Origin of the sequence: Chromobacterium vaccinii, assembly GCF_001855275.1 — a bacterium.
Taxonomy (GTDB): domain Bacteria; phylum Pseudomonadota; class Gammaproteobacteria; order Burkholderiales; family Chromobacteriaceae; genus Chromobacterium; species Chromobacterium vaccinii.
This window is the reverse complement of record NZ_CP017707.1, coordinates 468,573-485,239: the sequence shown is the minus strand read 5'-3', so window position 1 is coordinate 485,239 and position 16,667 is coordinate 468,573. Positions and strand designations below refer to the sequence as shown.

Here is a 16,667-nt window from a genome sequence, read left to right as displayed (position 1 = left end):
CGGACCGCTCAGGTGCGGGCCAGATCCAGCCACTTGGCGACGTGGCGGGGCTGGTATTGCCGCATCCAGTCAAGCAGAGCCGGCAGGTCGCGCTCGATGCGGAACAGGTCCAGATTGCCCTTGGGCACGAAGCCTTCGCTCACCGCATGCTCCACCAACGCCTGCAACGGCTGGTAGAAGCCGCCGGCGTCCAGCACGCCCACCGGCTTGTTGTGCACCGACAGCTGCGCCCAGGTCAGGATCTCGAACAATTCGTCGAAGGTGCCGAATCCGCCCGGCAGCGCGATGAAGCCGTCGGACAGCTGCGCCATCAGGGCCTTGCGCTGATGCATGGTCTCGGTGACGTGCAGCTCGGTCAGGCCCATGTGCGCCACTTCCTTGGCCTTCAGGAATTCCGGGATCACGCCGATCACCTTGCCGCCGGCCTCAAGGGCCGCATCGGCGGCGATGCCCATCAACCCCACATTGCCGGCGCCGTACACCAGAGTGATGTTCTGCTCGGCCAGCGCGCGGCCGAATGCGCGGGCCGCGTCCTCGTATTCAGGGTTGCCGCCTTTATTGGAGCCGCAGAACAGGCAGATCGATTTCATTTTCTTCATCCATTTCTTGCAAAAAAACAAGGGCCGGAAGATTCCGGCCCCGGGTCATTCCTGGCGGCTCACAATACCGCCATCGGGTAGGAGCCCAGCACCTTGACGAAGGATGTGCGCTCGCCCAGGCCGGCCAGCGCCTTCAACACGCGCTCGTCCTGGCGATGGCCTTCCAGATCGATGAAGAACACGTAGTCCCACAGGCCCGCGCGCGACGGCCGCGACTCGAACTTGCTCATCGAGACGCCGTTGGACGCCACCGGTTCCAACAGCTGGTGCACCGCGCCCGGCCGGTTGGGCGCTGAGACCACGATGGAGGTCTTGTCCTGCCCGCTCGGGCCGACATCCTGCAGGCCCAGCACCAGGAAGCGTGTGGTGTTGTTGGGCTCGTCCTCCACGTTTTCCGCCAGTTTGAACAAGGCGTAGCGCTCGGCCGCAGCCTGCCCGGCGATGGCGGCCGCGGTTTCATCCTCGGCCGCCAGGCGGGCGGCTTCGGCGTTGCTGGCCACCGACACGCGTTCCACGTCGGCCGGCAGATTCTTGTTCAGCCACTCGTGGCATTGCGCCAGCGCCTGGGCGTGGGCGTAGACCCGGCGAATGCCGTCCAGCCCCTCACCCTTGCGCAGCAGGTGGTGGTGAATGCGCAGCACCACTTCGCCGCAGATCTTCAACGGCGAGGTGACCATCAGGTCCAGGGTGCGTCCCACCGCGCCTTCGGTGGAGTTCTCCACCGGCGCCACCACGTAGTCGAGCGCGCGCGACTCCACCAGCCGGAACGCCTCGTCTATCGAGCTACAGGCGATGGTGCGGGCCGCGTGGCCGAAGTGCTTGATCGTGGCCAGCTGGCTGAAGGTGCCTTCCGGCCCCAGGTACGCGATGGACAGCGGCTTTTCCAGCGCCAGGCATTCCGACATCACTTCGCGGAACAGGCGGGCGACGGACTCGCTGGGCAGCGGGCCGGGATTCAGGTCCTTCAAACGGCGGAGCACCTGGGCTTCCCGCTCCGGGCGGTAGATGACGCCGCCGCCCTTGATCTCTCCGATCTCGCGGGCATGGCTGGCGCGCTGGTTCAGCAGCTTGAGGACTTCGACGTCGATGGCGTCGATGGCGTTGCGGTGTTGCTTGAGACGTTCTTCAGACACTGGTTTCGGACTCTCTGACGATGGCGAACTGGCTTTCTCGATATCTTACAGTTTCCGCGAGATAGCCGCCGCTCGCAAGCGCCATGCGCCGGATACGGGCCAAATGCCGAGCCGGCCCGGCGCGCCAGATGCCCTCAACTCCAGCCGCCCTCCTCCAGCCTGGCCAGCAATTGCTCGATGCGCTCCGCCGTTTCCAGCGGTTTCTCGAGAGGAAACAGGTGGCTGCCCGGCTGCTTGTCCACCATGACCGCGAAATGCTTGCGCATGAAAGCCAGGTCGCTGTCGCGCAGCACATCCGACGCCGAGCCGGCCAGCAAGGCCGCCGGCACCTTCAGCCGCCCGCGATGCCGGGGGAAGTCGTGCGGCAGCGTCGCGTAGATATCGTGCTCCACCTGCGGGCGGAATTTGAGCCGGCGGCCGCCCTTGCCGTCGTCCTGCGTGCCATGCAGGGCGTAATCGGCCAGGCAGTCGGGATCGAAGCGGGCAAACTTTGGCTTGCGCGCGAAATAGTCATGCGCCATCTCCACCGTGGCCCAGTTGTCGCGGCGCGCCAGCGTATTGCCGCCCGGCGTCACGCGCTGGATGAAGCCTAGCCGCTTGGCCAGCCAGATGCCGAAGGAGCGCGACGGCCCCATCAGCGGCGAGTCCAGGATGATGATGGCGCGGAACAGATCCGGCCGCTTCAGCGCAGCGTAGAACATCAGGAAACCGCCGAGCGAATGGCCGACGCCCACCACGGGGCCGCGGTAGCGCGCTTCGATGAAACGGATGCTCTCGTCCACCAGATGCGGCCAGCAATCGGTGATGGGGAAATCCGGATCGTGGCCTATCGTATCCAGATAGCCGACGTCGCGGCTTCCGGCCAGCTTGCCCAGCATCTTGCCGTACACCGACGCGGGAAAGCTGTTTGCATGAGCGAAATGAATGGCTTCTCGCATAACCCCTCTTGATATCCTCGTTCTTATTTTTCATAAGCGGAACGCTGTCTGCGCCCCGTCTGCCCGGCTATACTAGCCGCTTCCCGAACATCCGGGACGCGGCGGCCTCCGTTTGCCGGGCGATGCGATTTGATGCATATTGCATCACGCATCGTAAAAACGGAACCGCAAACCGTTTACATCGTCACAGTTCCATCGCCAACCGCAAAAAGAGTCTGCACGTGCAAGCATACCTCCATTCCTTTTATCGATCGGCCTGGCTATGGCTGGCGTCCGTGATCGCCTGTCTTGGCCTCGCCCTGCCCGCCCACGCGGTCAACCAGGAAGACCTGCTCCCGCCGGAACAGGCCTTCGCCGCCCAGGTCAGCCGCAGCGGAGACCAGCTGCAACTGACGCTGGACGTCGCCCCCGGCTACTACCTGTACCGCGACCGCATCAGCATCAGCACCACGCCGGCCGATCTGGCCGGCAAGCCCATGCTGCCCGTAGCCCAGGAAAAGAACGATCCTTACTTCGGCAAGCAGCAGATTTACCACGGCAAGCAGCTGATCACCATCCCGCTGGCCGCCGGCGCGCCGGCCGATTTCCAGCTGAACGTGAAGCTGCAAGGCTGCGCGGAGGCCGGCGTCTGCTACCCGCCGTACACCCACAAACTGAAGGTGGGCCAGGCGGGTGGCTCGAGCAACAAGCTCAGCGCCTGGACGGAGGTCGACCCGTCGGGAAAAGCGTCGGCCGGTAACAGCGAGTTGGCCGCCCAGGGTTGGCTGGCCACACTGGGCACCTTTCTGCTGGCGGGTTTGGGCATGGCGTTCACCGCCTGCATGTACCCGCTGCTGCCCATCGTTTCATCGCTGATTGCCGGCCAAGGCGCAACCCTCAGCCGTGGCCGCGGCTTCCTGCTGTCCCTGCTTTACGTGCAAGGCCTGGCGCTCACCTATACCGCGGTCGGCGTCGTCGCCGGACTGACCGGCTCGCTGCTGACGGTATGGCTGCAGCAGCCGGCGGTGGTGCTGTCCGCCAGCGCGCTGATGGTGGTGTTCGCGCTGTCGATGTTCGATCTGTTCACCATTCAGTTGCCGAACGCGCTGCAATCCCGGCTGGCCGACACCTCCAACCGTCTTAGCGGCGGCAAGGCCGTCACCGTGTTTCTGATGGGCGCGCTGTCGGCCTTGATCATCGGTCCTTGCGTGGCCCCCCCGCTGGCGCTGGCGCTGGGCTATATAGGCAGCACCGGCGACGCGCTGCTCGGCGGCGCGGCGCTATACGCGATGGCCATGGGCCTGGGCCTGCCGCTGATCGCCATCGGCACCTTTGGCGGCCAAGTGCTGCCGCGCGCCGGCAATTGGATGAAAGCGGTCAAGTCCGCGTTCGGCGTGGTGATGCTGGGTCTGGCCATCTGGCTGGCGTCCCCGTTCCTGCCCGCCGCGCTGGTGATGCTGCTATGGGCGGCGCTGCTGATCGGCGCGGCGGTGTTCCTCGGCGCTTTCGACAGCCTGTCCACCACTACCAAGGCCAGCGCGCGTCTGGGCAAGGCGCTTGGGCTGCTGCTGTTCCTGCTGGGCGGCGCTCAGCTGGTCGGCCTGCTGTCCGGCGCAGACAATCCGCGCTATCCGCTGAAGCTGATCGCCGCCAGCAGCGCCGAGGGCGCCGCGCAGCAACACTTCCTGCCGGTGGGATCCATCGCGGAGCTCGACGCCAAGCTGGCCGAGGCCAAGGCCGCCGGCAAGCCGCTGTTGCTGGATTTTTACGCTGACTGGTGCGTGGCCTGCAAGGAAATGGAGGCGGATGTCTTCCCGCAACCGCAGGTAGCGGCGCAGATGCAGCGTTTTGTCTTGCTGCGCGCCGACGTCACCTCCAACAACCCCGAGCACCAGGCGCTGCTCAAGCGCTTCGGCCTGTTCGGCCCGCCGGGCATCATCCTGTTCGACAGCCAATCCCGCGAGAGCAACCGGGTAGTCGGCTACACCCCCGCCGACGCATTTGCCGGCGAGCTGGGCAAGGTGGCAAACTAGCGCCGTATCCGGCCGGTGCCATCGCGCCGGCCGCCATTTCCGCCACCTAGAACGGATGCCTACATGCCTCCCCTCCCCAACGCCTTTCCCAATGTCAGCATCCTCGGCGCGTTCCGCGTCGCCATACTGGCGTTGCTGGTGGTCGCCTGCCTGAAAGTGCTGCAACCCTTCCTCGGTGCGCTGACCTGGGCCGCCATCATCGCCATCTCCGCCTGGCCGCTATACAGCCGGCTCAAGCTGCGGCTGCGCGGCCGCCATAAACTGGCGGCGCTGCTGATCGTGCTGGCGCTGTCCGCTGCGCTGGCCATCCCCATCGGGCTGATGGCGTTGACGCTGGCCGATACGCTGCCGCATCTGGCCAATCTGGCGCACGATCTGACCAGTTTCCGCCTGCCTGACGCGCCGGCGTGGCTGGTCAACCTGCCCGTGGTCGGCGACAGCCTGCAGAAGCTGTGGCTCAGCACCCAGGCGGACCTGCCCGGCTTTTTCGAGAAAATCCGCCCCGCCATCAACCAAACGGCGCTGTGGCTGCTGTCCGGCGGCGCCAATCTGGGCCTGAGCCTGCTGGAAATCGTGCTGGCGATCGCCGTCGCCGGCCTGTTGCTGGTCAACGGCGACAAACTGTGGGACCTGGTGGAGCGCATCGTGATCAAGCTGGGCGGCGAAACCGCCAGCGACCTGCCTGAGGTGATCGCCCGCACCATACGCAGCGTCACCACCGGCGTGGTGGGCACCGCGTTGGCGCAAACCATCCTGTGCGTGATCGGCTTGTTGATCGCCGGCGTGCCCGGCGCGCTGGTGCTGGGCTTCTTGTGCTTCATCGTCGCGGTGGCGCAGATGCCGACGCTGGTCGTCTGGCTGCCTGCTGCCGGCTGGGTGTTCTACACCGGCCACACCGGCCTGGGCGTGTTCCTGCTGATCTGGGGCTTTCTGCTGATCAACACCATAGACAACATTCTGAAGCCGCTCTTGATCAGCCAGGGTGCGCAGATGCCGTTGTCTGTGATCTTCCTCGGCGTGATCGGCGGCCTGATCGCCTGGGGGGTGATCGGCCTGTTCATCGGCCCCACCCTGCTGGCCGTGGGCTTGACCATGCTGCGGCACTGGCTGCAGCGCGAGGACAACGAAGAGCTGGCCTGCGAGGGCGAGCAAGGCTGAGCCTCGCCTCCGATGAAAAGCGGCGCGATATCCAAAACAGGATGCCGCGCCGTTTTCGTTTCCGCCAACCGCCGCTCAATAATCCGGACAGCTCACCACCCAGTCGCAGTCCTCCACCGTCAGATGGCAGGCCAGACGCCACGGTTCCGCTTCGTTCCACTCCTCGCTCGCCGCCAGCTCGGCGCCGAGCGCGCCGGCGCGCAGCAATACATTGCGCTCCTTGCGGCCCAGCCGCTGCGGCGAGGCCATGCCGGCGATCCGGACCTTGCAAGTGCCGCAGGTGCCCTGGCCGCAGCGCCAATGCAGCGGCACGTCGGCCAAGCGGGCGATATCGAGCAGATTGTCGCCCGCCATCGCTTCCGATTCGCTCAGCAAGACCCCGCTCTCGCTGACGAAGCGTATCCGGCTCACGTCAGTTCCAGGTAGGCCAGTTCGTCGCCCGGCTTCACCTGCTGGCCCGGCTGCAGCCAGACCAGGCCGTCCGCCCAGGCGCAGGACATCAGCACGCCGGAGCCCTGCTGCGGATACAGCTGCAGCTCCCCGCCGACTTTTCGCACTCGCAGGAACTCGCTGCGCCGCATGTCCGGCTGGTCCCAGGCGAAGGCGGCAGGCAGCCGCTGCGCCTCCGGCGGCGGCACCTCCAGGCCCATGCATTTCTGCAGGAAAGGCTTGATCAGCGTTTGCAGCGTCACGTAGCCGGACACCGGGTTGCCCGGCAGGCCGATGAAGTCGGCCTCGCCCAGTTTGCCGTAGGCCAACGGCTTGCCCGGCTTGATCGCCACTTTCCACAGCGTCAGTTCGCCCTCGGCTTCGACCGCTGCTTTCACGTGATCCTCCTCGCCGACCGACACGCCGCCGCAGGTGATCACCACGTCGGCCACCGCCGCCGCGTCGCGCAGCAACTGCCGGGTGGGCTCCAGCGCATCGCCGACATGGCCCAGGTCTATCACTTCGCAACCCAGCTGCTGCAAGGCCGGCAGCAGCCAGTAGCGGTTGGAGTTGTAGATCTGCCCTTCGCCCAGCGGCTGGCCCGGTTCCACCAGCTCGTCGCCGGTGAAGAAAGCCGCCACTCGCAGCCGCGGCAGCACCGGCAACCGCGCCAGGCCGATCGATGCCGCCAGGCCCAGGTCGGCGGCGGACAGCACGCGGCCGGCCTCCAGGATGCGCTGGCCGCAGGCGATGTCCTCGCCGCGGCGACGGATGTTCTGCCCCAGGTTGGGCTCGGCGCTGAAGCTCACGCGTCCTTCCCCATCCACCTCCGCCTGTTCCTGCATGATCACCGCGTCCGCTCCCGGCGGAATCGGCGCGCCGGTGAAGATGCGCGCCGCGGTGCCTGCCGCAAGAGGCTCCGGCACGCTGCCGGCGGGCACCCGCTGCGACACCGCCATCGCCGGCGCCAGATCGGCGCAGCGCAGCGCGTAGCCGTCCATCGCGCTGTTGTCGTGCGGCGGCACGTCCACGCCGGCCACCACCGGCTCGGCCAGCACGCGGCACAGCGCTTGCATCAGCGGCAGTTCTTGATGGGTGTTCAGCGGCTTGGCGCGCTCCAGCAGCCAATCCCGCGCCTGTTGATAGCTCAGCATGCGATTTCAGTCCTGTTTTGCGATGGGCCGGGCCCATCCGTCACAAGCCCCCATCATAGCACGCGCGCCCATGCAAAAAGCCCGCCGGCGTTGAGCGGGCGGGCTTGGAGCAAAGCGGAAAACGTATCAGCGCGACTTGACGAAAGGTACGCCGATCGCCTTCGGCGCCAGGGCGCGGCCGACGAAGCCGGCCAGCAACAGCACGGTCAGCACGTAGGGAATCACGGCGATCGCCTGCGACGGGATCTGGCCCACCACCGGCAGCGCCACGCCTTCCAGGCGGATCTGGATCGCGTCGGCGAAGGCGAACAGCAGGCAGCCGATCACCGCCGGCACCGGACGCCACTTGCCGAAGATCAGCGCGGCCAGCGCCAGGAAGCCCTTGCCCGCGGTCATCTCCTTGATGAAGCTGCCGGTCTGGTAGACGGACAGATAGGTGCCGGCCATGCCGCACAGCATGCCGCCCCAGAACAGCGCGGTGTAGCGCACCTTGGCCACCGAGATGCCGGCGGTGTCTGCGGCGTGCGGGTTCTCGCCCACCGCGCGCAGGCGCAGGCCGAAGCGGGTCTTGTACAGCACCCAGGTCACCAGCGGAATGACAATGAACACCGTCAGATACACCAGGATGCTGTGGCCGGATATCAGCTTGCTGTACACCAGGCCCACTACCGGCACGTCGCGCAAGGCGTCGGCGAACGGCAGCGCGATCTCATGGAAGCGGCCGTCGTCGGGCAGTTGCGGCGAGTTGCCGCCCTGCTGGAACCAGGCCAGCGCCAGCACCGGGGTGATGCCGGAGGCGATGGTGTTGATCGCCATGCCGGAAATCAGCTGGTTGCCGTTGTAGGTGACGGAGACGAAGGCGTGCACCATGGCCAGCGACACGGCGGCCATCATGCCGGCCAGCAGGCCGATCCACGGGTTGTGGGTGACGTAGGCCGCGGCGGCGGAGGCGAAGGCCGCCGCCAGCATCTTGCCTTCCAGGCTGATGTCCACCACGCCGGAGCGCTCGGAGAACATGCCGGCCAAGGCGGCCAGCACCAGCGGGGTGGCCACGCGCACGGTGGAATCGAGGAGACTGAAGAACATTTCCATATTACTTGTCCTTGCGCTTGAACAGGCCGGCGATGAACGGCTCGAACAGGTTTTCCAGCGCGCCGCAGAACAGGATGATCAGGCCCTGGATGAACAGGATCATCTCGCGGGTGATCATCGGTTTTTCGAACGACAGGTCGGAACCGCCCTGGGTCAGCGCGCCGAACAGCAGCGCGGACAGGACGATGCCCACCGGGTGGTTGCGGCCCATCAGCGCCACGGCGATGCCGACGAAGCCGACGCCGTTGGTGAACAGCACGTTCATCCGGTGCGAGGAGCCCAAGAGGTCGTTGACCGAGGCCAGGCCCACCAGCGCGCCGGACACGCACATCGCCACGATGATGGTGCGGCTGACGCTCATGCCGGCGTAGCCGGCGGCGTGCTCGTTGGTGCCGACGGTGCGCAGCGTGAAGCCCCAGCGGCTGTGCCAGACGATCAGGTAGAACAGGCCGGCGGCCAGCAGCGCGAACACGAAGGACAGGTTCAGCGGCGAATTCGGCAGGAAGGAGAACAGCTCGTGCACCTGCGGAATCCAGCCGTTTTCGGCGAACAAACGGGTAGTGGGGTTCTGCGAGCCGGCTTCGATCAGCTGGTGGCTGATCAGGTACAACATCAGCGAGTAGGCGATGAAGTTGAACATGATCGTGGTCACCACGATGTGGCTGCCGCGCTTGGCCTGCAGATAGGCAGGGATGTAGGCCCAGGCCGCGCCAAAGCCCATCGCCGCCAGCATGGCCAGCGGAATCAGCACATAGGGCGGCAGCGTGTGGTCGAAGCCCAGCATCACCAGCGTCACGCCCAGGCCGGCCAGATAGGCCTGGCCTTCGCCGCCGATGTTGAACAGGCCGGCGTGGAAGGCGGTAGCCACCGACAGGCCGGCGAAGATGAAGCTGGTGGTGTAGAACAGCGTGTAGCCTATGCCCTCACCGTAGCCGAAGGCGCCGTGGATCAGCAGTTGCAGGCATTCCCAGGGGTTTTCGCCAATCATCCAGGTGACGAGGCCCGTCACCAGCAAGGCGGCCAGCAGATTGAGCGCCGGCAGGATGGTCAGCTGCGCCCAACGCGGCAAGGTGGATGGTTGTCCGAATTTCAATGCTTGTGCCCCCCCATGAGCAAGCCGAGGGAAATGGTGTCGGCGTCCTTGGCCGCCACTTCGCCGGTGATCTGGCCGCCGGCCATCACCAGGATGCGGTCGGACAAGGCCAGGATTTCTTCAAGTTCCACCGAGACCAGCAAGATGGCCTTGCCTTCGTCGCGCAGCTCGATCAGCCGCTTGTGGATGAATTCGATCGCGCCGATGTCGACGCCGCGCGTCGGCTGGCCGATCAACAGCAGGTCCGGATTGGCGTGGATTTCCCGCGCCAACACCACTTTTTGCTGATTGCCGCCGGAGAGCAGGCCCACGCGCAGCAGCGGATTGCCCGGACGGATGTCGAACTGGGCGATGAAGTCGCGGGTGCGCTCCACCAGCTTCTTGCGGGAATACAGCGGGCCGCTGCTCAGCGTCTTGTCGTCGTGGTAGCCGAGGATGGCGTTCTCGTAGGTGGAGAACGCCTTGACCAGCCCCTCGCGCGAGCGGTCTTCCGGAATATGGCCGATGCCGCGCTGGCGGTAGACGGCGGCGCGCGGCTTGCGGCGGCACGGCAGCTTCAGCAGATCCTCGCCCTTGTAGACGACGGCGCCGGCGCTCGGATCGCGCATGCCGGCCAGCACTTCCAGCAGTTCGGACTGGCCGTTGCCGGACACGCCGGCCACGCCGACGATCTCGCCGGCCTTGACCTGGAAGTTCAAGTTGTCCAGCAGCTTGACCTGGCGCTCGTCGATCAGGGTCAAATCCTTGACGTCCAGCACGGCCGCGCCGGCCTGGCAGTCGGACTTGTCCACCTTCAGCGACACTTTGCGGCCCACCATCAGGTCGGCCAGCTTTTCCTTGTCCACGTCGCAGGTGCGCACGTTGTCCACCACGGTGCCGGCGCGCATCACGCTGACGTTGTCGGTGATGTCCATCACTTCGCGCAGCTTGTGGGTGATCAGGATTACCGTCTTGCCCTGCGCCTTCAGCGAGCGCAGGATGTGGAACAGGTGGTCGGCCTCTTGCGGGGTCAGCACCGCGGTCGGCTCGTCCAGGATCAGCACGTCGGCGCCGCGGTACAGCGCCTTCAGGATTTCCACCCGCTGCTGCAGGCCGACGCCCAGGTCGCCGACCAGCGCGTCAGGATCCACTTCCAGCGAGTAGTTCTTGTTCAGTTCCTTCAGATGCTCGCGGGCCTCGTCCATGCCGCCCTTGAGCAGCCGGCCGCCTTCGGCGCCCAGCACGATGTTTTCCAGCACAGTGAAGGTTTCCACCAGCATGAAATGCTGGTGGACCATGCCGATTCCCAATCGGATGGCTTCCTGGCTGTTGCGGATGCGGACATCCTTGCCGTTCACGCGGATGGTGCCGCTGTCGGCGTGGTAATAGCCGTACAGAATGCTCATCAGCGTGGACTTGCCGGCGCCGTTCTCGCCGATGATGCCGTGGATGCTTCCCTTCGGCACGCTCATCGTCACGTCGCGATTGGCCTTGACGGCACCAAAGCTCTTGTTGATGCCTGTCAGTTCAATGGCAAACTCGGTCATGCTTGATATGTTCCCGATTCTTCGATTCTTGTTTCCCCGGCGGCACGAACAAACAGCCGCGATGATGAATCACCGCGGCTGCGCCCCGCTTTCGGGGAAGTCGCTGCCTTCGTTATTGCGCCGGGCAGCTGTTGTTGGCGCGGTAATCCACCACCTTGATCTTGCCGCTGATGATCTCGGCCTTGGCGGCGGCGATCTTCTTTTCCATGTCCGGCGTGATCTGCGGACGGTTGTTCTTGTCCAGCGCCCAATCCACGGCTTGCTCCTTCAGGCCCAGTACTTTCACGCCGGACTTCCAGGAGCCGTCCTTGGCTTCCTTGAAGGTGTTGTAGACGGCAACGTCCACTTTTTTAACCATGGAAGTCAGCACCGAGCCCGGGAACAGATAGTTCTGGTTGCTATCGACGCCGATGGAGAACTTGCCGGCGTTCTTGGCGGCCTGCAGCACGCCCATGCCCGTGCCGCCTGCGGCGACGAAGATCACGTCAGCGCCGCGGTCGAATTGGCTCTTGGCCAGCTCGGTGCCGCGCGCCGGGTCATTGAAAGCCTGAGGGGTGGTGCCGGTCATGTTCTGCAGCACGGTGATGTTCTTGTTGGCGTACTTGGCGCCCTGCACATAGCCGCAGCCGAAGGCGCGGATCATCGGGATGTCCATGCCGCCGATGTAGCCCACCTTGCCGGTCTTGGATTTCAGCGCGGCGGCCATGCCCACCAGGAAGGAGCCTTCCTGCTCCTTGAACACGATGCTCTGCACGTTCGGGCCCTTGGCCACGGCGTCGATCAGCGCGAACTTGACCTTGGGGAATTCCTTGGCCACGGTTTCCACGGCCTGGGAGAAGTTGAAGCCGACGGCGACCACGATGTCGGTGTCGCGGCTGGCCATCTTGCGCAGCAGCTGTTCCTTCTGCGCGTCGGAGGAAATCTGGCCTTCGCGGTAGTTGACCTTGAAGTCCTTCTTGAAACGTTCCGCGCCGTTGTAGGCGGCTTCGCTGAAGCTCTTGTCGAACTTGCCGGCCGAATCGTAGATCACGGCGGGAGTGAAGTCTTTGGCGCACGCGGCAGCGGACAGAACTGCGGCGGCGACAGCGAAGCTGATACGTTTCAGTTGGATGGTCATCTCTATAACTCTTGGATTGAGTTGGTCAACGCGCCAGGCTCCATGCTGGCGCGGCGATTGCAACAGCGCGGACTATGAATGGTGACAACGAAAGTTGCAGTTGGCATGTAACCTGCGGACTACAGCTCCAGTTGTGCCGAAGCGGCCTGGACCGCCTCCTGCGCAATGCAAAAACCGGTTGCAGACACCACTTTGTCGTTCTTCTGAGCGCGGCGAATTGTAATGAGCGTTAACCTGGCTGTAAACAATTTCCTCTCGACTTTGAAATACCATGTCGCAAACATTTCTTCACCTAAAAATATTGACTCGCCACAAACCGCGCCAGGCCTGGGTTAGGCAAACGGCATGCCGCACTTGTCATGACTGTTTTTAATTGAACTGACCCAACACAAAACTTAACGGCTATATCCAAAGCAGCGTGCAAGCCCTACAATTCCGCCCTGCTCAAAACCTTTGTATCCATGCTGCAAATACTGTATCGGGACGATCAACTGATCGCCATCCAGAAGCCCGCCGGCCTGCTGGTGCACCGCACCGTGCTTGACCGCAACGAAACCCGCTTCGCCATCCAGTTGCTGCGCGACCAGATAGGCCAACGTGTCTACCCGGTGCACCGGCTGGACAAAGGCACCTCGGGCGTGCTGCTGTTCGCGCTGGACAAAGACGCCAGCCGCGAGATGAGCTGGCAGTTCGAACGCCAGCAAGTAGCCAAGCGCTACCTGGCCGTGGTGCGCGGCCACGCCGACGACGCCGGCCATATCGACCACCCGCTCAGCCGCCGCCCGGATGATCTGGAATGGATAGGCGAAAAGGTGGAAACCGCGCCGCAGCCGGCCCAGACCGATTACCGCACGCTGGCCCGGATCGAGCTGCCGATAGCGGTGGAACGCTACCCCACCAGCCGCTACAGCCTGGTGGAGCTAGCGCCGCTGACTGGCCGCCGCCATCAACTGCGCCGCCATCTGAAGCACATCGCCCACCCCATCATCGGCGACTCCACCCATGGCAAGGGCCGCCACAACCGGATGTTCGCCGAACAACTGGACTGCGCGCGCATGCTGCTGGCCTGCGTGGAGATGCGGCTGACCCACCCCGTCACCGGCCAGCCGCTGCGGCTGGACTGCCCGCTGGAAGAGAACTTCTCCGCGCTGCTGACGCGCCTGGATTGGGCCGACGCCGCGCGCGCCGCCGGCATCGAATTAACCATCTGAAAGACAACAATAATGCTCAGCTACCGCCACGCCTTCCATGCCGGCAACCACGCCGACGTGCTCAAGCATCTGATCGAGATCGAGCTGCTGAATTACCTGGGTCAAAAGGACAAACCCTACTGGTATATCGACACCCACGCCGGCGCCGGCGCCTATTCGCTGACTGAGGGTTACGCCACCAAGAACGCCGAGTTCGAAACCGGCATCGCCCGCCTGTGGCAGCGCGACGATCTGCCCGAAGCCGTGCGCAACTACGTGGACGTGGTCAAGCGGATGAATCCGGACGGCGAGCTGAAGTTCTACCCCGGCTCGCCGTGGTGCGCGGCCGATGTGATGCCGGAAAGCGACAAGCTGCGCCTGTTCGAATTGCATCCCAGCGACGCCCAGATCCTGCAGGAGAACTTTTCCGGCAGCAGCCGCCGGGTGCAGATCCAGCAGACCAACGGCTTCGACGGCATCAAGGCCGTGCTGCCGCCGCCGCCGCGCCGCGCGCTGGTGCTGATCGATCCTCCTTACGAGGACAAGCGCGACTACCACAACGTGGTCACCGGCTTGAAAGAAGGCCTGAAACGCTTCGCCACCGGCGTTTACGCGGTGTGGTATCCCTGCCTGCAGCGCGCGGAAATGAAAGAGATGATTCCCGAGCTGAAGAAGCTGCCGGCCAAGAGCTGGCTGCGGGCGGAACTGCATGTGCAAGGCCCGTCGACCGACGGTTTCGGCATGCACGGCAGCGGCATGTTCATCCTCAACGCGCCATGGACCCTGCCCCAAACCCTGAACGAAACGCTGCCCTACCTGGTCCAGCACCTGGGCTTGGACGCCAAGGCCAGCTTCATTCTGGAAACCGGCGGCGATCTGTAAAGCTTTCCGCCGTGCCGCGACAAGCGCCCTCCCCGGGCGCTTTTTTACGTCCATCGCCGGCGCATGCCTCTCCGATATCTCAGCAGCAGACATCGCTCCACATAAAGTATCTTTATTTGAAATAAAACTACATGACATTCAGCTTCTCAAATGCATAATGCTGATTGCATTTCAATGGGAGCCGCTGCCATGATGTCCTTCGAAAGCGACGGAATCGTTTGTTTGCCGATTGCGCCTCGGCATGGAAAACCCCGCCGCCGCCCAAGCTGCCGGTTCGAGCCCCGGCAACACTACTCCCACCAACAGGAGCCGTCATGAGCAGATTGCCATTCAACCAGGGCCAGCCGGCCTTCATCCCGCTAAGCAGTTTCCAGCGCTATCCGGAAGCGGAGATGGTGGAGCGCTCCCGCGCCTTCTACGCCGACATCCGCCGCCGCAAAACCGTGCGCGAATTCACCAGCCAGCCGATCCCGCGCGAAGTGATAGAGAACGCGCTGCGCGCCGCCGGCACCGCGCCATCCGGCGCCAACCACCAGCCCTGGCATTTCGCCGTCGTCGAAGATCCGGAACTGAAACGGAAGATACGGGAAGGCGCGGAAACCGAGGAGCGCGAATTCTATACACACCGCGCGCCGCAGGAATGGAAGGACGCGCTGGCGCCGCTGGGCACCGACGCCGACAAGCCTTTTCTGGAAACCGCGCCTTACCTGATCGCCATCTTCGGCCAGAAAAAGACCGTGCTGGACGACGGCGGCGAGATCAAGAACTACTACGTGCCGGAGTCGGTATCGATCGCCGCCGGCTTCCTGATCGCCGCGCTGCACCACGCCGGCCTCGCCACCCTCACCCATACGCCCAGCCCGATGAACTTCCTCAATCAGCTGCTGGACCGCCCCTCCCACGAGAAGCCCTACATCCTGCTGGTGGTCGGCTATCCGGCGGACGATTGCATGGTGCCCAATATCGGCAAGAAGCCTTTGGACGAGATCGCCAGTTTCTTTTGAAGGCGCATGGGCAAACATCGGGCTGGAGGCCGCTCTCAGGGCCTCCAGCCGACCAAAATGCGGGTTTGGGTACCGGTTTCTATCGCTCCGCAGCAAACGCCGATTGCAGGAAGCCGGCGACCAGCGCCGGCGATTGCTCGCGCCCGACAGGGTCCCCGCCTATGGTGACGCCCCTGCTCAGGCATGCCTGCGCCGCGATCTTCGCCTCGCCTCCGGACACGACGCCATTGCCGGCAGCCATGGTGAATCGGCCCGAGTCCAGATCGTACTCGCCATGGCACAGCCTGGCGCTGGTCGCGCTCGGGATGGCGCGCAGCGGCGTGAACCGGTCGAAGGCATGGTAGGCGTCGGAATAGACCTTCACCGTCACCCGCGCGCCCTTGGCCTTCAAAGCATCGGCATAGTCGAGGCAAGGCGCGGCAGGCGTGTAGTCGTCCTTGCCGCCAAGCAGCATCAGGACGGGCGCTCCATCCAGATGATCCGACGCATAGTGGATGCCGCAGCTGGGGTAGAACGCGACATGCGCGGCGAAGCGCAGATCGTCATCGATGACGCCCTTTCGGAATGGCTCCAACGACGAATAGAGCGCGGCGACGCCGCCGCGCGAAAACCCCATCACCGCGATCCGCCTGGGGTCGATCGCCGGATGCGACGCCAGCAGCCGCAAGGCCGAGTAGGCGTCCGCGATATCCACCGCCATCGACAGCCGCGTCTGGTCTTTCTCGGTCTCCACGATATTCCGCCCCGAGAAACTGTCGACGACGAAGCTGGCGTACCCCAACTCGTTCATCCGCTTGGCCCACATCCACTCCCCCGGATTGATGCCGCTGCTGCCATGCAGGATCACGATGGCGGGAACCGGGCCTTGCGCCTGCTGCGGCAATGACAGCATGCCCGTCACCATCGCCTTGTCCGCGGGCGCGCGTTTCACGAAATCCATGATCTGCCGCGGCGTGACGGATTCGAACGCGAAGGCGCCGACGCGGCCATCGGCCAGGCTAGCAACCGGCGCGGCGCTTACCGTGATTGCGGAGGCGCTGGCGTCGCCGCCCCCGGCGAAGCAGGCGATCAATCCAATGAAGAAAACACGACTCAAGATGGCTGGCACTGTCGATAACCCCCCTTGTGCGGAAAACGCGGCGATGGGAAACCGCCGTTGACCACGCCGGGCGGGGCAGTCGTCAAGTTTTGCCGAATCATATTGCGGCCTTTCCGTTGCAAACGAGCAGCGTTGAAATAAAGCCCTACGCGGAACGGAACAGTTTCGGCATTCAGCGGCCCTCACAAGCCGGGCGCGTCATGGTATGCTGCGCGCCCCGGCACCCGTATCCATACCTCTA

At 64.5% G+C, this 16,667-nt stretch carries 15 protein-coding genes; 5 read left to right on the top strand and 10 right to left on the bottom strand.

Annotated features, from left to right (window positions below):
• Nucleotides 1-8: 8 nt before the first annotated feature.
• The 3 genes from BKX93_RS02340 to BKX93_RS02330 form a co-directional block, all read right to left on the bottom strand.
• A complete protein-coding gene (locus BKX93_RS02340; RefSeq protein WP_070981648.1) occupies nucleotides 9-590 on the bottom strand; it encodes an LOG family protein in 582 nt (193 codons plus the stop codon).
• A gap of 68 nt (nucleotides 591-658) precedes the next feature.
• A complete protein-coding gene (gene pheA, locus BKX93_RS02335; RefSeq protein ID WP_046156495.1) occupies nucleotides 659-1,732 on the bottom strand; it encodes a prephenate dehydratase in 1,074 nt (357 codons plus the stop codon).
• A 134-nt stretch (nucleotides 1,733-1,866) separates the two neighbouring features.
• Nucleotides 1,867-2,670: an alpha/beta fold hydrolase gene (locus BKX93_RS02330; protein ID WP_021476821.1), complete on the bottom strand. Its 804-nt coding sequence runs from the start codon at nucleotides 2,668-2,670 to the stop codon at nucleotides 1,867-1,869.
• A gap of 221 nt (nucleotides 2,671-2,891) precedes the next feature.
• On the opposite strand from BKX93_RS02330, the gene BKX93_RS02325 reads away from it, so the two are divergent.
• Together BKX93_RS02325 and BKX93_RS02320 are read left to right on the top strand one after the other, a co-directional pair.
• Nucleotides 2,892-4,682, top strand: coding sequence for a protein-disulfide reductase DsbD (locus BKX93_RS02325; protein WP_070978537.1), 1,791 nt, complete (start codon nucleotides 2,892-2,894; stop codon nucleotides 4,680-4,682).
• Nucleotides 4,683-4,745: 63 nt separating this feature from the next.
• The gene (locus BKX93_RS02320; RefSeq protein WP_046156493.1) at nucleotides 4,746-5,840 is read left to right on the top strand and encodes an AI-2E family transporter; all 1,095 of its coding nucleotides are present in this window, start codon (nucleotides 4,746-4,748) and stop codon (nucleotides 5,838-5,840) included.
• A gap of 75 nt (nucleotides 5,841-5,915) precedes the next feature.
• On the opposite strand, the gene BKX93_RS02315 is transcribed toward BKX93_RS02320, so the two are convergent.
• The 6 genes from BKX93_RS02315 to BKX93_RS02290 form a co-directional block, all read right to left on the bottom strand.
• A complete protein-coding gene (locus BKX93_RS02315; protein ID WP_145929229.1) occupies nucleotides 5,916-6,251 on the bottom strand; it encodes a 2Fe-2S iron-sulfur cluster-binding protein in 336 nt (111 codons plus the stop codon).
• A complete protein-coding gene (locus BKX93_RS02310) occupies nucleotides 6,248-7,423 on the bottom strand; it encodes a molybdopterin molybdotransferase MoeA (RefSeq protein ID WP_070978534.1) in 1,176 nt (391 codons plus the stop codon). Before BKX93_RS02310 ends, BKX93_RS02315 begins: the two co-directional genes overlap by 4 nt.
• 126 nt (nucleotides 7,424-7,549) lie before the next feature.
• Nucleotides 7,550-8,515, bottom strand: a complete 966-nt coding sequence (locus BKX93_RS02305; RefSeq protein ID WP_021476816.1) for an ABC transporter permease — start codon at nucleotides 8,513-8,515, stop codon at nucleotides 7,550-7,552.
• Nucleotide 8,516: 1 nt separating this feature from the next.
• Nucleotides 8,517-9,608 (bottom strand): ABC transporter permease, encoded by a 1,092-nt coding sequence (locus BKX93_RS02300; protein ID WP_046156491.1) that lies wholly within the window; start codon nucleotides 9,606-9,608, stop codon nucleotides 8,517-8,519.
• The gene (locus BKX93_RS02295; protein ID WP_046156490.1) at nucleotides 9,605-11,134 is read right to left on the bottom strand and encodes an ABC transporter ATP-binding protein; all 1,530 of its coding nucleotides are present in this window, start codon (nucleotides 11,132-11,134) and stop codon (nucleotides 9,605-9,607) included. The genes BKX93_RS02300 and BKX93_RS02295 overlap by 4 nt, the downstream gene beginning before the upstream one ends.
• 112 nt (nucleotides 11,135-11,246) lie before the next feature.
• A complete protein-coding gene (locus BKX93_RS02290; RefSeq protein ID WP_070978532.1) occupies nucleotides 11,247-12,251 on the bottom strand; it encodes a BMP family lipoprotein in 1,005 nt (334 codons plus the stop codon).
• Nucleotides 12,252-12,712: 461 nt separating this feature from the next.
• Here BKX93_RS02290 and BKX93_RS02285 point away from each other — a divergent pair, with 461 nt between their 5' ends.
• The 3 genes from BKX93_RS02285 to BKX93_RS02275 all read left to right on the top strand — a co-directional run bounded on the left by BKX93_RS02285 (nucleotide 12,713) and on the right by BKX93_RS02275 (nucleotide 15,327).
• Nucleotides 12,713-13,462, top strand: a complete 750-nt coding sequence (locus BKX93_RS02285; RefSeq protein WP_070978530.1) for a tRNA pseudouridine(65) synthase TruC — start codon at nucleotides 12,713-12,715, stop codon at nucleotides 13,460-13,462.
• A gap of 12 nt (nucleotides 13,463-13,474) precedes the next feature.
• Nucleotides 13,475-14,323 (top strand): 23S rRNA (adenine(2030)-N(6))-methyltransferase RlmJ, encoded by an 849-nt coding sequence (locus BKX93_RS02280; RefSeq protein WP_070978529.1) that lies wholly within the window; start codon nucleotides 13,475-13,477, stop codon nucleotides 14,321-14,323.
• Nucleotides 14,324-14,637: 314 nt separating this feature from the next.
• A complete protein-coding gene (locus BKX93_RS02275) occupies nucleotides 14,638-15,327 on the top strand; it encodes a nitroreductase family protein (protein WP_046156486.1) in 690 nt (229 codons plus the stop codon).
• 79 nt (nucleotides 15,328-15,406) lie between these two features.
• Here the strand turns inward: BKX93_RS02275 and BKX93_RS02270 are convergent, their stop codons facing one another.
• The gene (locus BKX93_RS02270) at nucleotides 15,407-16,435 is read right to left on the bottom strand and encodes a dienelactone hydrolase family protein (RefSeq protein WP_145929228.1); all 1,029 of its coding nucleotides are present in this window, start codon (nucleotides 16,433-16,435) and stop codon (nucleotides 15,407-15,409) included.
• Nucleotides 16,436-16,667: the final 232 nt, after the last annotated feature.

Excerpts from the sequence above, each read along its gene's own strand:
- BKX93_RS02340 (WP_070981648.1), bottom strand. The coding sequence starts at position 590 with ATGAAATCGATCTGCCTGTTCTGCGGCTCCAATAAAGGCGGCAACCCT.
- BKX93_RS02330 (WP_021476821.1), bottom strand. The coding sequence starts at position 2,670 with ATGCGAGAAGCCATTCATTTCGCTCATGCAAACAGCTTTCCCGCGTCG.
- BKX93_RS02320 (WP_046156493.1), top strand. The coding sequence starts at position 4,746 with ATGCCTCCCCTCCCCAACGCCTTTCCCAATGTCAGCATCCTCGGCGCG.
- BKX93_RS02310 (WP_070978534.1), bottom strand. The coding sequence starts at position 7,423 with ATGCTGAGCTATCAACAGGCGCGGGATTGGCTGCTGGAGCGCGCCAAG.
- BKX93_RS02305 (WP_021476816.1), bottom strand. The coding sequence starts at position 8,515 with ATGGAAATGTTCTTCAGTCTCCTCGATTCCACCGTGCGCGTGGCCACC.
- BKX93_RS02295 (WP_046156490.1), bottom strand. The coding sequence starts at position 11,134 with ATGACCGAGTTTGCCATTGAACTGACAGGCATCAACAAGAGCTTTGGT.
- BKX93_RS02290 (WP_070978532.1), bottom strand. The coding sequence starts at position 12,251 with ATGACCATCCAACTGAAACGTATCAGCTTCGCTGTCGCCGCCGCAGTT.
- BKX93_RS02285 (WP_070978530.1), top strand. The coding sequence starts at position 12,713 with ATGCTGCAAATACTGTATCGGGACGATCAACTGATCGCCATCCAGAAG.
- BKX93_RS02280 (WP_070978529.1), top strand. The coding sequence starts at position 13,475 with ATGCTCAGCTACCGCCACGCCTTCCATGCCGGCAACCACGCCGACGTG.
- BKX93_RS02275 (WP_046156486.1), top strand. The coding sequence starts at position 14,638 with ATGAGCAGATTGCCATTCAACCAGGGCCAGCCGGCCTTCATCCCGCTA.